Origin of the sequence: Pseudomonas borbori, from assembly GCF_900115555.1 — a bacterium.
In the GTDB taxonomy this organism is placed as follows: domain Bacteria; phylum Pseudomonadota; class Gammaproteobacteria; order Pseudomonadales; family Pseudomonadaceae; genus Aquipseudomonas; species Aquipseudomonas borbori.
Map to the genome: position 1 here is coordinate 125,342 of NZ_FOWX01000003.1, position 13,161 is coordinate 138,502.

Annotated in this window: 11 protein-coding genes; all 11 read right to left on the bottom strand. The window is 63.3% G+C overall.

What is annotated here, in order from left to right; all coding sequences use genetic code 11:
* Positions 1-2 precede the first annotated feature (2 nt).
* On the bottom strand, positions 3-1,760 hold the full coding sequence (locus BM315_RS03175; protein WP_090497745.1) for a dihydroxy-acid dehydratase: 1,758 nt from the start codon (positions 1,758-1,760) through the stop codon (positions 3-5).
* 138 nt (positions 1,761-1,898) lie between these two features.
* Entirely contained in the window at positions 1,899-2,567 is a 669-nt protein-coding gene (locus BM315_RS03180) for a haloacid dehalogenase type II (RefSeq protein WP_090497747.1), read from the bottom strand.
* A 363-nt stretch (positions 2,568-2,930) separates the two neighbouring features.
* Complete coding sequence (locus tag BM315_RS03185) at positions 2,931-4,403, bottom strand: aldehyde dehydrogenase family protein (RefSeq protein WP_090497749.1); 1,473 nt, start codon at positions 4,401-4,403, stop codon at positions 2,931-2,933.
* A gap of 579 nt (positions 4,404-4,982) precedes the next feature.
* The gene (locus tag BM315_RS03190; RefSeq protein WP_090497752.1) at positions 4,983-5,486 is read right to left on the bottom strand and encodes an Lrp/AsnC family transcriptional regulator; all 504 of its coding nucleotides are present in this window, start codon (positions 5,484-5,486) and stop codon (positions 4,983-4,985) included.
* Between the two features lie 30 nt (positions 5,487-5,516).
* The gene (locus BM315_RS03195) at positions 5,517-6,869 is read right to left on the bottom strand and encodes an aspartate aminotransferase family protein (RefSeq protein WP_090497754.1); all 1,353 of its coding nucleotides are present in this window, start codon (positions 6,867-6,869) and stop codon (positions 5,517-5,519) included.
* Positions 6,853-7,926, bottom strand: a complete 1,074-nt coding sequence (locus BM315_RS03200) for a phosphotransferase (protein ID WP_212632926.1) — start codon at positions 7,924-7,926, stop codon at positions 6,853-6,855. The genes BM315_RS03195 and BM315_RS03200 overlap by 17 nt, the downstream gene beginning before the upstream one ends.
* Positions 7,926-8,639: a haloacid dehalogenase type II gene (locus BM315_RS03205; RefSeq protein WP_090497757.1), complete on the bottom strand. Its 714-nt coding sequence runs from the start codon at positions 8,637-8,639 to the stop codon at positions 7,926-7,928. The genes BM315_RS03200 and BM315_RS03205 overlap by 1 nt, the downstream gene beginning before the upstream one ends.
* A gap of 859 nt (positions 8,640-9,498) precedes the next feature.
* Positions 9,499-10,236: a cupin domain-containing protein gene (locus BM315_RS03210; protein WP_090497758.1), complete on the bottom strand. Its 738-nt coding sequence runs from the start codon at positions 10,234-10,236 to the stop codon at positions 9,499-9,501.
* 36 nt (positions 10,237-10,272) lie between these two features.
* Entirely contained in the window at positions 10,273-11,418 is a 1,146-nt protein-coding gene (locus BM315_RS03215) for an NAD(P)/FAD-dependent oxidoreductase (RefSeq protein WP_090497759.1), read from the bottom strand.
* A complete protein-coding gene (locus BM315_RS03220) occupies positions 11,415-12,791 on the bottom strand; it encodes an FAD/NAD(P)-dependent oxidoreductase (RefSeq protein WP_090497761.1) in 1,377 nt (458 codons plus the stop codon). The genes BM315_RS03215 and BM315_RS03220 overlap by 4 nt, the downstream gene beginning before the upstream one ends.
* Positions 12,773-13,081 (bottom strand): (2Fe-2S)-binding protein, encoded by a 309-nt coding sequence (locus tag BM315_RS03225; RefSeq protein WP_090497762.1) that lies wholly within the window; start codon positions 13,079-13,081, stop codon positions 12,773-12,775. The genes BM315_RS03220 and BM315_RS03225 overlap by 19 nt, the downstream gene beginning before the upstream one ends.
* Positions 13,082-13,161: the final 80 nt, after the last annotated feature.

Consider the following 13,161-nt stretch of genomic DNA (forward strand, 5'->3'; position numbering starts at 1 on the left):
TCCTACCAACCGCCTACCCAGCCGTCGAAGAGCCCTTCGGGAAGGGTGTCTTCGTCGGCGCCGCGGAGAAAGTCGAAGTCGCAGCCCAGATGGGCTTGCTCGATGTGTCGGTTGTAGAGATTGCGATAGCCGCGCTTGTGCTGGGACGCCGGAGGCTGCCATTCCTGGCGGCGACGCTCAAGTTCTTCCGGGGCGACGCAGAGTTCCAGCCGGCGAGCCGGAACATCAAGTTCGATGATGTCGCCGTTGCGCACCAGGGCGAGCGGACCGCCGATGGCGGCCTCGGGGGAAACGTGCAGCACCGCGGCGCCGTAGGCGGTACCGCTCATGCGCGCGTCCGAGATGCGCAACATATCGCGCACGCCACGTGCCATCAAATGGCGCGGCAGGGGCAGCATGCCCCACTCTGGCATCGCCGCGCCCACCGGGCCGGCGTTGCGCAGAATCAGCACGCTGTTCTCGTCGATGCCGAGTTCGGGATTGTCGATCTGGTCGGCGATGGTCTGCACATCCTCGAACACCACCGCCGGGCCACGATGACGGAACAGTCTCGGGTCCGCCGCGCAGGCCTTCATCACCGCCCCATCCGGCGCCAGGTTGCCCCTCACCACGACCATCGTCTCGCCTGACTTCACCGGATTGTCCAGGGCGCGAATAACATCGGTATCGACGACCTCGGCGGCCTCAATGATCTCGCCGATCGTGCGCCCGTCGACGGTCCGCGCATCCTGGTGCAAAAGCGGCTTGAGGGTCTTCAGCAGGCCCGGCACGCCGCCCGCGGCCATCAGTCGCTCGGTCAGGTGTTCGCCGGCGGGCTGGACGTTGGCGATCAGCGGCACACGGCGGGCGATCTCGTCGAAGCGGTCGAGGGTCAGCGGCACGCCAACGCGACCGGCGAGCGCCAGTAGGTGGATGATCGCGTTGGTCGAACCGCCCACCGCGCACAGCAGGGTGATGGCATTGTCGAAGGCCCGCGCATCGAGAACTTCATCCGGGCGGGGGCTGCCTTCGATGGCCATACGCACGCTGCGCCGGCCCACCTCGCGGGCGATCTGATTGCGTCGGCGATCGGCCGCCGGCACCAGGCTGCTGCCGGGCAGCGACACCCCCAACGCCTCGCAGATGACCCCCATCGAGGAGGCGGTGCCCATCTCGGCGCAGTGGCCCGCTGTGCCCATGACACTGCGTTCGAACGCGGCGAAGTCGCCCTCGGAGAGCTCGCCGGCGCGCAACTGGTCCACCAGACGCCAGACGCCGGTGGCGTTCGCCAGATTGCCGCCGGTCGCCGAGCGCGGCGTAGCCGGGCCGCTGGTCAGGAAGATAAATGGCACGCCGGCACTCGCGGCACCCATCAGCAGCGCCGGCTGGGTTTTGTCGCAGCCCCCGAGCAGCACTACCGCATCGAATGGATAGGCGCGGATCGACTCCTCGGCCTCCATCGAGAGCAGGTTACGAAAGGGGAACGAGCTCGGTTTGATGATGTTCTCGCTGAGCGACATCATCGGCGCCTCGAACGGGATACCGCCCGCCTCGAGAATCCCCACCCTCACCTCTTCCGCGAGGGTACGAAGATTGAGATTGCACGGGTTGATGTCGGACCAGGTATTGAGGATGCCCACCACGGGGCGCTCCATCAGATCCTCGCGGCTCCAGCCGACGGCCGACAAGGTCGAGCGATGCACGAAGCCAGGCAGGTCATCCTTGCGGAACCAGCGCGCGCTGCGCAGCGGCCGGCTGTCTTTGGTGTTGTTATCGCTCATGGGATCACCTTGTAGTCACGCTGCTCGGGGAATTCTGTTTGGGCATTGCAAAAGTGATTTGCCGTTTACGCCATGCATTCAGCGCAAAGGCGCTGGCGACGAGAACGCCGCCAGGCCGGGGTGAAGCGACGGTACGACTCAGAGACCGACCAGACCGGCCAGCCCGCCGATATCGGCGATCTGCCGATAGTTGTAGCAGGCGTTGCCCGGCTGCTCGTGACCACGGGCGACGAAGGCCTTGTTCTTGATCTTCATGTCTTCGGCCGGCATCAGGTCGTAGCGGAAGCTCGAGGACACGTGCATCACGTCCTCCGGACCACAACCGAGGTTGTCGAGCATGAATTCGAAGGCCTGCAGGCGCGGCTTGTAAGCCTGGGCTTGCTGAGCGGTGAAGACCTTGTGGAAAGGCACACCCAGCTTGTCGACGTTGGACATGATCTGCTCGTCCATGGCGTTGGAGAAAATCACCAGGGGGATCTTGTCGGCGATCTTCGCCAGACCGGCGGTCACGTCGGGATGCGGACCCCAGGTCGGCACGGCGTTGTAGTAAAGCTGGCCTTCACCGCGATATTCGATGCCCCAGCGCTTGCACAGGCGCGACATGGCGGTATCGAGAATTTCATCGTAAGGACGCCAGTCACCCATCACCTGGTCCAGGCGATAGGCAGTGAAGTCCTTGACGAACTGATCCATCTGCTCAGGGGCAACGCGATCGGCGAACAGTTCGCGCGTCAGGGGGCCCATCTGGAAGTTGGTCAGCGTGCCGTAGCAGTCGAAGGTGATGTACTTGGGGCGCAGAAAGCTCATAAGTGCGGTCCTGAAAGTTCGTTGAGTTGATGCACTGCCAAGCATTTGCTGCTCGCGAGGAGCGACGATGCGTCGCAGCACCACGAATTCATTACAGCACCATGAAACCAGCAGATGGCGTTAAAAACGCGGGCCAGCCGTCACAAACTACCGTTTTACCGGGGATGCCCAGCAGACCTTACGGGCCCCCGCAGAGCAGGGCCTGTCCAGGCCATACGTAGCCTTGCGGGCCAGTGAAGCTCGCTCTTGAAGCACCTGCAGGGCACCACACCAGCAGAAAATGCGCCTGACAAAAGCACGAAACGGGCGCCTCCCGAGGGAAGCACCCGTTGCCGTTATTGGCGACTTTTCAGAGTCGATCGATCAGTTGGCGATATCGATCAGCACGCTCTTGTGCCGCAGATTGGCCGCGAAAGCTTCGTAGCCCAGATCCTTGCCGATCCCCGAGCGCTTGTAGCCCCCGGTCGGCAGGATGTGGTCGTCGCTGCGCCCGTAGCGGTTGACCCACACCGTGCCGGCCTCCAAACCTCGAACCAGACGCAGCGCGCGATTGAGGTCGGCGGTGTGTACGCCAGCGGCCAGGCCGTAGGTGGGGTGCTCGGCGAGGCGTAGCGCCTGCTCCTCATCCTCGAAGGTCTGCACCGTCAGCACCGGGCCGAAGATTTCCTCGAGTACCGCCGGGTTGCGGCTGTCCGGCGTGCTCAGCAGGGTTGGCTGGTAGTAGGCGCCGCCAAGCCCCTCGATCTGGCCACCACCTTCCAGCACTTCGGCGCCGGCCTGGCGCGAACGCTGGACGATACCGTCGATCCGCTCGACCTGCTGACGGGAGATGATCGGCGACAGACTGGTCTGCGTCGACCAGGTGTGGCCGGGGCGCAGCTCGCGGAAGTAGCCCTGCAGGCACTCGACGAAGGGCTCGAGGATCGAGCGCTCGATGATCAGCCGCGAGCCCGACACGCAGACCTGCCCGGCATTGCCGGTGATTCCCATGGCCACGCTGCGGGCGGTCTTGCGCAGGTCCGGGACATCGGCGAACACCAGTTGCGGGCTCTTGCCGCCGAGTTCGAGGGTCACCGGCTTCGGCCCGAACTGGGCGCAGGTGGACATAATGCTCGCGCCGGTGGAGGTGGAGCCGGTGAAGGTCACCTTGCTGATCCGCGGGTGACGACACAGGGCATCGCCCGTGGTCCGCCCATCGCCCTGCACCACGTTGAAGATGCCTGCCGGGATCCCCGCCTGCACCGCCAGTTCGGCGTAGCGCAGGATGGAGAACGGAGTGAGTTCCGAGGGCTTGAGCACCACCGCGTTGCCGGCCGCCAGGGCCGGGGCGACCTTCCAGTTGGCCATGCTCAGCGGAAAATTCCACGGTGCGATGGCGCCAATCACCCCGTAGGGTTCGGCGATCTGCATGCCCAGGCGGTCATGCTGGGTCGCCGCGACCTGGCCGCCGTGCTTATCGGCGAGTTCGGCGAAAAAGCGCAAAACCTCGGCCACGTACGGAATGTCCCAGGCCAGCACATCTTTGTGCGGACGGGTCGAACCGATCGCTTCCAGCGGCGCAAGGGTCGCCGCATCCGCCTCGATCAAGTCGGCCCAGCGGCGCATGGCGCGGGTGCGCTCGCGCGGCGGCCGGGTCGCCCAGTCACTCTGGCGAAAGGCCTGCCAGGCGTTCTCCACCGCCTCGTCCACCAGCGCCACATCGGCAATCGGCAGCGGGGCGTAGTACTGGCCATCGGAGGGGCGTACCACTTCCAGCCCCGGCAGGCCGTTGCGGTATGTCCCGCCGATAAAATGGGCACTGCGTACCTTGACGCTGCTGGGGTCGAAGCTGTTCATAAAGGACTCCGGGAAGGGGCTGGGCGCCAGTTGGCGATGAGTTGCCAGGCCTCCATCCTAGAAAAAATCGACCCGTATGTGCTGCCGACCTTAACCCCCATTTGAGCAGTAGCTGCGGTCTGTCGAGCCGCCATTTATGCAATCTACCGAAAGCCCTCTTAAGCCCGCAGCTTCGTAGGGTGGGTTAGCCGCCTGTTGCATTCGTCGATCGACTCGCTGTGCCGGGTGCGGCGTAACCCACCATCGGCGCAACACCGTCCATCGCCTGGTGGGTTACGCGGCGCACGACCTTCATCCGCGCCTGGACGACCGGCATTCGGCGCCGCTAACCTGCGCGGCCCGCCCCCCCTACGGAAGCAGCGCTCGGCACCTCTTGCCCAAACGGCAACAGGCCCCTAGTGTCACGTCCACCATCATATGTCGGTTTAACGCCAGGCTTGCGTGGGAGGGGCCGGGCGGCGTTCCGCTTTAGCCGCGATTGACCTTAAAGGCGCTGGAAGCATCGCGGCTGAAGCCCCCCCACGGACTGCGACAAATGATTCGTGTCACGGCACTAGTGATGCATGACGCAGCACTCGATCAATCCCAGCTCGGCCTACCGCTCGCGATGGTATTCAGCGGATATCCGCGTTGCTCGAGCGGCTGGCGCAAGACGATGCGGCTGGCGAATTTCTCGATCCCGATATCGTCTTCCAGCATCCGATCCATGAGCGCCTGAAAATAGGTAATGCTGGGCGCCACGATTTTCAGCAGGTAATCGTAACCGCCACTGACGTTGTAGCATTCGACGATTTCGTGGTACTTGCCGGCCCCTGCTTCGAATTTACGGAAGTCGCAGGGCCGATGACTGCTGATGGTCACCTCGGAAAACACGATTACGTGGCCGCCCAGCTTCTCCAGTGCGACCTCCGCGCGGTAACCCCGGATAATACCGATTTCCTGAAGCCGTTTCGTACGCAGGAGACATGGGCTCTCACTGAGGCCAATGGCCGCGGACAGATCGACATTCGAACAGCGTCCCTCGCGCTGCAGATGCACAAGAATCTTGAGATCGAACGGGTCGAGGGAAGCTGAAGGTCGCATGAGTCGATAGTACCTCGGATGCCGGCCCTGTTAGCGCGCTTTTGCCGATTGCGCTTCGGTTAGCGCTGCGTCGAGCGTTTCGATCACCATACCGGCTTGTTCCGCGGACAGCACCAGCGGCGGTCGAATCTTCAGCACGTTGTGGCCCATCGCACAGGCGCTGAGCAGGACGCCCTTGTCGCGCATCAGGTTGACCACCCGGCTGGTGAGCTCGCGATCGGGGGCTCGCGATGCGCGATCCGAGACCAGCTCCACACCGACGAACATGCCCGCGCCACGTACATCACCAATGGCCTCGTGCCGGGTGGCAAGCGCGGCGATGCCGTCGTGAAGGATCTTCCCGACCTTGGCGGCATGCTGCACCAGGCCTTCCTTCTCGATCGTATCGAGCACGGCCAACGCCGCCGCGCAGGATACGGTGTTGCCGGCGAAGGTATTGAAGTACCTCGAGTTCTTGCCGAATTCCGCCAATACGTCAGCGGTGGCCAACAGCCCCGCGACAGGTTGTCCATTGCCCATCGGTTTGCCCAGGGTGACGATGTCGGGGATCAGGCCGTGACGCTGAAAGCCCCACATATGCTCGCCGGTGCGACCGAAACCGGGCTGGACCTCGTCGGCGATGAAAATGCCGCCGGCCCGCTTGATCGCCTCGACCGCGCCCTTCAAGAAACCCGCCGGGCCCGGGAGGATGCCGTCGCTGGTGAACAGGGAATCGACGATCAGTGCCGCCGGCTTGATGCCGTGACGCTGAAGATCGGCGATCGCCGCCTCGACATCGCGGGTGAAGCGCTCGCCGAGATCGGCACCCTCGGCATGATAGAGGCGCGGTGCCGGGACCAGACGAACGTGGGCACCGAGATCGACTGTCGGGCCGAGCGATGGCGAGAATTGCGACACGGCATCGGTGAAGCCGTGATAGGCGGTTTCGGTCACGATCACGCCGGTGCCGCCGGTGCGGACCTTGGCGATGCGATAGGCGACGTCGTTCGCCTCGCTGCCGGTGCAGGTCAACATCAGATGCGCAAGGTCAGTCTCGGGCACGGTCGCGAGCAGGCGTTCGGCCAGTTCGAGAATGGTGTCGTGCAGATAGCGGGTATTGGTCGCCAGCGTCTGCGCCTGCTTGCAGATCGCCTCGGTCACCGCCGGGTGACAGTGCCCGAGGGAGGCCACGTTGTTGTAAACATCGAGGTAACGGCGACCCTGCGGGTCGATCAGCCACACGCCTTCGCCGCGCACGATGTGCAGCGGATGCTCGTACATCAGCCGATAGGCGGGGCCGAGCAAGGCATCACGGCGCTCGATCATCGCCGCGGTGACGGGACCCACATCGGCACGTCCGGGGATATAGGCGTTGACCATGTTGAGGTCAGTGGTGCTTTTCATTGATTTTTCCTTTTCGTACTTCGGTGAGCAAGCGGTCGCGCACAGCATCGCGGGAAAGATCGGCCATCTGGGCCAACGCCTCCCATGACGCGGGGTTGTGGCGCATGATGTAGGCGCGGTTCTCGGGGTAGCGTGCAGCGCGCCACTCCGAAATCAGCACGGTGATGAGGTGCCGTGTGGCCATGAGATCGGCGACGATCTCCTGCTCGATCTCGGTCAGCGGCAGCGTCGCGTGATAGGCGCCGATGAACTGCGCCGCACCCTCGAACGGATCGGCGCTGCCGGTCATATGAAAGGCCGCCGCCGTCGCCACCTCACCGACCAGCGGCGCATGCAGCATGTCGCCGAAGTCGATGATCCCCACTATCCGTTCATGATCGTCGGGGGCGACCAGCACGTTGTAGAGGTGGTAGTCGTTGTGGATGACCTGTGCCCTCACCGAGCCGAGACGCGGCAGGACATGCTCGTTGAAGCGCGTCATAAACAACTCGGCAAGTGCGCGACGCGGAGCGTCCAGGATGCAGTCGAGCTTGGCGGTCAGCCGGTGCGCTGCGGAAACGTTCCACAACAGATCGTGCGTCGCCGAAGGATGGCTGAAATCGCGTAACGCCAGGTTCAATTCGGCAAGCACCGTTCCCATTGCCCGACGCTGCCCGGCAGTCCGCGGCGTCTCCTTGATCTGCACGCCGTCGAGATAGGTCAGCATCCGCACGCTGGTTTCAACCCCGTCGCCCAGTGCCACGCTGTCGCGCGTACGTCCACCGAGCGTCCGCACGACACGGGGCACCGGCAGGTCAGGCGATACGCGAGCCATGTGCTCGAGCGCCGCGATCTGGAAATCCACCACCGCAACCGGCTCGGATGGATTGCTGATCTTGAGCACGTAACGCGTGCCGTCGGCGGTCTCTATGCAGCAATTCTGGTCGCGCTCGCCCACCAGTGACTTGACGCTGCCGTCGATGCCGTAGAGACGACCGACCAGGGCCCGCACCTCGTCCAGGGCAAGGCTGGGCACCGCCGTACTCAACGCCGCTGCCACAATCGGATGCTCCGACATCATGCGCCTCGTTTCATCGTTGCGGCCTGAGGCAGAAAGTCGAGCCCAAGCAAACCAGGCAGTTGGCGAATATCGGTCAGGCGGTTGACGCCATAACCCTCGAAACCTTCGAACGAGGGCTCGTGACCGCGATCGATGAAGGCCTTGGCCATGAAGCCCAGGTCGTTCGCCGTCATGAGGTCGTAACGATAGCTCGACGAGACATGCATCATCTGCTCCGGCCCGCAGCCGAGTTGATCGAACATGTATTCGAACATCTGCGCCCGAGGTTTGTAGGCGCGGGCTTCCTCGGCGGTGTAGACCGCGTGGAAAGGTGCCTTGAGGTGGGCGACGCTATGGGGAATCAGATCGACCATGGAGTTCGACAGGATCACCAGCGGGACGTGCGGAGCGATCGCCTCGAGCACCTCGACTACATTCGGATGGGGCTGCCAGGTCGGGACGGCGGCGTAGAGTGCCTGGGCATCGGCTGGACGATATTCGACGCCGTGTGCCTTGCATGCCCGTTGAATGGCATTTTCAACAACATTAAAGAAAGGTTTCCACTCACCCAATACTTCATCGAGGCGGTAAAAGCCAAAACTGTCCAGAAAAGCCGGCATCCGATTAGTTGGAACACGATCTTCGAATAGTTTTTTGGCAGTCGGCCCCATTTCAAAGTTGATGAGCGTCCCGTAGCAATCGAAGCTGATGAATTTCGGTTTATATATCATTTGGTTGATCTCCTACAGGTTGACGACAACTGGATGTCAGGTGACGAACAAAGTGTATGGATATCAACGCGACGGAAATGCTTTATTGCCGCTGGGCTCAAGCGGTTTCCACTTCAATCTGGAGCATGCCTGGCATTTTCCGCGGAGGCCGTTGAGGCCGAACCTGTCGAGGCATGACCGCCCGATTTCCTGTTGTCGGGGTGTACGAGGTGTGACGCGCAGGGTGCGCCGTGCGCACCAGCACCCGGCTGTCAGTGGCGCACGGCCTGGGCGGCCCCGCCCCTTACACAACAGGCAGCCGCAGCCGCGTGAGCAATGATTATTGCGCGACAGCATTTTCCCACTCAGATTGAGCGGCTAATTGAATGCACTGCCGATAGCCGGCGGCGGACCCGCAGGAAGTGTGCTAGTGGCCAGGGGGCTAGGAGCAAACTTGAGTTCGCTTTGCTCGGTTCAGAAAGCAGTAGATCCGCTAGAGAGTTGTCCGGCTATATGCAGTTGCCCAACGCAGCTGTAGCGCGCACCAGCAGTCCACAGCACTATCATGATTCATATGCACACTTATTCGTGGCTCAACACCGGTATATATGGAGAGAGTGATTCATTACCTTCTCCAGTGCTTGCCCGATGCATTCGACAACAAAGGCGTGCCCGATTGAAAATTCGAGAAAGTTTCAATCGGGCATTTTGCACTGTTCGTGCAGTACAGAAAACCCCCTGAAAACCATGCCCTTTTTTGGATGAGGCATAGGGAGCGGTATATAGCTGCCTATGCGCATCGGTGTCGAGGATGGACAACCACAGTCAACGAATAGGCTGACGCTCGCCTCGGCACGACGGCGCTCTATGGCTACATGGATTACGCCGGCCGATAGGTCGCATAGACCTTGGCCACGTGCTCGCGGCTCTCCCAGCTGCACTGCGCATGCTGTTCGATGATGAGGATGTCGCCGCGCGAGAAGGTGCCGCTGCGGCCCGCCTCATCGACGAAGGTCACGCTGCCTTCGAGCAGGTACATCAGTTCGCTGTGGGGGAAATACATCGCGCGGCGATGATAGGGCGTCGAGTCCCAGGTGCCGCAGGTGAATTCGCCGCTGGCCGAACGGTAGTCGGTGTAATTGCGGCAAACCGGCGCTGGCGTGAGCAGCAGTTCGGCCGCCGGCCCGCCCGACGACGCTCCCAGCGCCGGGTTCTGTTTGATCGGTACGATGGCGCGATCGCCCGGCTGGCTGGCGTGGTAGCGCATGAAGATGACCGATACCGGCCCATGCGCCGACCAGGAGAATGCGGTTCCGTGCTGGAGCAGCGCGCTGTTGCCCGGCGCCAGCGTCAGGCTGGAATCCTGCTGGGTCAGGGTCAGGCTGCCTTCGTTGACGATGATGAATTCATCCGCCGGCTGCGACTGCACCGCCCCACTGCCTGCCTCGAGCGCGATGGCGCCGGCCATTACGGCCGACTGTCCCCAGTCCAGGACACGGCGGTTGGACAGGAAACTGTCCTCTCCTACCGCAGTGGCCAGCGCGATGCCCTGGCTCTGGTCCTGGGCAAACTGGCGCAGATCGATGAAGGTGCGCGGGGCTTGCTGCAAATTCGACATGGTTCGTTCTCGATTCGATGACGATGAAAATGAAGGCTACGCCGGCTGCGCGGCAAGCTTGGCAAAACGTCCAATGTGGTAATGCTCGATCGGCGTGGTCGTGGCGCCGGTATGGATCAGTTCCGCCATCACGTCGCCCACGCCCGGGCCTAGCTGGAAGCCTTCGCCGGAGAAGCCGAACGCGTAGTACAGGCCGGGGACGCGCGCGCTCGGTCCCATGACCGGCCGGCTGTCTTCCATGTAACCCTCGATCCCGGACCAGACGCGAATGATGCTCAGGTGATTGAATGCCGGCATCACGCGCGGCGCATTCTTCAGCGTTAACAGCGTTCTGCTCGGGTTCACGTAGGCCCGCCGATTATCCAAGTCCACCAGTTCATGGCCGCCGCCGCCAATGATGATGTTGCCGCGCGCAACCTGGCGGAAATAGACGGATTGCTCGGGCGCATCCGCCAGCGCGCCAGTGGTCGGCCCGATGGCGTAAGGTACCGGTTCGGTGACGCACATCTGCGGCGCTTTGGCGATCATCGGCACCGGCTCGCCGAACTTGGCGCTGATGCGATTTCCCCAGGCGCCGGCGGTGATCAGCGCCACCGGCGCACGGAAGATCCGGCCATCGGCAGCCGTCACGCGGAAGTCCTCGCCCTCCTTTTCGACACGCACGATCTCGGTGTTCTCGAACACCTGCGCGCCTTCGCGCACCGCGGCACGGCCGATCGCCGGTGCTGCCAGACGGGGATTCGCATGCCCCTCGTAAGGGGCATAGCAACCCGCAGTGAGTTCCGGCCCCAGGTATGGAAAGCGTTCGTGCAGCGCATTCGCGCTCAGCATCTGCATGCCCAGGCCGAAGTCCTGCGCCTCCTGCGCATACTTTGCCATCCGTTCTTCGTGCGCCGGCGTGAAGCCGACGCGCAGCTGGCCGTTCAGCAAGAGCTCGACATCCTCGCCGAACAATTCCTTGAACTTCAGCCAGCTCTCGCGCGAGCGGTTCGACAGCGGCAGTTGCTCCACGGGGCGGCCCATCCGGCGCGTGTTGCCGAAGTTGACGCCACTAGCCTGCTGGCCGATCAATCCCCGCTCAAGCAGGATCACCGACACCCCGCGCTTGCGCAAAAAGAAGGCCGTGGCAGCGCCCATGATGCCGCCGCCGACAATAACTACATCTGCTCTATGCGCATTCATTCCTGCTCCTCCCGCACCGCGATAGAGAGCGGTTTCACCGGCGCCTGTCCACGCAGGCGCCCTACCTGTTCCACCGGAACGCCCGCGGCGTGCGCGATGACTTCCGCCCCGGCGTGTCCGCAATAGCGTCCCTGGCAGCGGCCCATGCCGACGCGGCTGAAGGCCTTGGCGCGGTTCGCTTCCTGGGCACCCATTCCACACACCACATGGCGCAGTTCGCCGGCGGTGATCGCTTCGCAGCGACAGACAATGGCCTCATCCGGCAATTGCGCAGCCTGCTCTGCCGGCCACGGGAAGGCTTGCGCCAGTCCCTGGCGGAAACGTTCCATGCTCGCCTGCTCGGCACGCAGCCCCTGCAATTCCTCGTCCGACACCTTGAGCCGCAAATCCGTCAGCACGGCCATCGCAGCCAGGCGGCCGCCAATCTCGGCCGCGTCTGCGCCCAGCACGCGCATGCCGTCGCCGGCCAGATACACGCCTGGCACCGAGCTGCGCCCATCCTCATCCACCTCAGGCAGCCACTGGCGCGTCTCCTGTTCGAAGCGGAAGGCGCAGCGCGCCAGGTCGGCCAGTTGCGTCTCGGGGCGTAGGTGGTAACCCATCGCCACCGCATCGCACTGGAAGCTGCGCTCGTTGCCGCGGCTGTCGCGGATGAGCACACTCTGCACGCCGCTTTCCGACTCACCTTTGATTTCCACTGGCGTGATCCCGGTCAGCACCGGCACGCCGGCGCGTTTGATGCCGGCCACCAGGCCCAGACCATTGAGCAGCACCGAAGGCCGCGCCAGCAGTTTCGGCAATGCCATCACCCGGCGCATCAAGGGCGAGGTATCGAGCACCGCAGCAACGTTCGCGCCCGCCTTGATGTATTGCGAGGCAACCAGGTACAGCAACGGTCCGGTGCCAAGGAACACGATCTGACGGCCGATCGCGCAGGCCTGCGCCTTCAATGCGATCTGCGACGCACCCAGGCTGTAGGTGCCGGCATAGTGCCAGCCCTTGACCGGCATCAGGCGGTCGGTAGCGCCGGAACAGATGATCAGCGCGTCGTAGGGCATGGCCGATGAGACCTCGTTCCTGACGACATGCAGCTTGTTGTCGAAGATATTCCAGGCCAGCGTTTCGGGCAGGTAGTCGACCTTGTCGCGCAACGCGTCGAAGCTCTCGTGCAGCGACTGCGCGCGGCCGGCCTCGGTGCCGTACAGCTTGGCGTAGGGCCGTGTGAAGTTGTCCGGCTGGCGGCGGTAGATCTGGCCGCCGTCGCGGCGGTTTTCATCGATCACGGTCGGACGCAGGCCGGCAGCAACCAGGGTCTCGGCGCAGCGCACGCCTGACGGACCGGCACCGACGATGATTACGCGAGGTTGGGCCATGTTGCCTCCGGCTGTCGTGTCACGATATGCATTCCTTCCCCTACTACGGTGGTGCAGGCACGCAAGCGCTCGCCGTCGGCGGTCCAAACCCAGCAATCCTGGCAGGCGCCCATCAGGCAGAAGCCGGCGCGCTTGCCGTCGTCGAATTCCGATTCGCGCAAGTGGCGCACGTTGTTGAGCAGAGCGACCATCAGGGTGTCGCCGACAAGCGCTTCCACGGTGTGGCCGTCGATGACCAGACGCACCGGGATGCGGCTGGTTTCGGCCAGACGAGTGAAACGGTGGTTCATGCGGCTTCTCCTTTAATCAAGGGACGACTTCAACCTTTTTGCCGCTCATGTTTGTCCCCTTCAAAGGGCCTGAACGAAGG

Coding starts and splice junctions, on each gene's coding strand:
- BM315_RS03180 (WP_090497747.1), bottom strand. CDS start 2,567: ATGAGCTTTCTGCGCCCCAAGTACATCACCTTCGACTGCTACGGCACG.
- BM315_RS03200 (WP_212632926.1), bottom strand. CDS start 7,926: ATGTCGGAGCATCCGATTGTGGCAGCGGCGTTGAGTACGGCGGTGCCC.
- BM315_RS03195 (WP_090497754.1), bottom strand. CDS start 6,869: ATGAAAAGCACCACTGACCTCAACATGGTCAACGCCTATATCCCCGGA.
- BM315_RS03220 (WP_090497761.1), bottom strand. CDS start 12,791: ATGGCCCAACCTCGCGTAATCATCGTCGGTGCCGGTCCGTCAGGCGTG.
- BM315_RS03190 (WP_090497752.1), bottom strand. CDS start 5,486: ATGCGACCTTCAGCTTCCCTCGACCCGTTCGATCTCAAGATTCTTGTG.
- BM315_RS03175 (WP_090497745.1), bottom strand. CDS start 1,760: ATGAGCGATAACAACACCAAAGACAGCCGGCCGCTGCGCAGCGCGCGC.
- BM315_RS03185 (WP_090497749.1), bottom strand. CDS start 4,403: ATGAACAGCTTCGACCCCAGCAGCGTCAAGGTACGCAGTGCCCATTTT.
- BM315_RS03225 (WP_090497762.1), bottom strand. CDS start 13,081: ATGAACCACCGTTTCACTCGTCTGGCCGAAACCAGCCGCATCCCGGTG.
- BM315_RS03205 (WP_090497757.1), bottom strand. CDS start 8,639: ATGATATATAAACCGAAATTCATCAGCTTCGATTGCTACGGGACGCTC.
- BM315_RS03210 (WP_090497758.1), bottom strand. CDS start 10,236: ATGTCGAATTTGCAGCAAGCCCCGCGCACCTTCATCGATCTGCGCCAG.
- BM315_RS03215 (WP_090497759.1), bottom strand. CDS start 11,418: ATGAATGCGCATAGAGCAGATGTAGTTATTGTCGGCGGCGGCATCATG.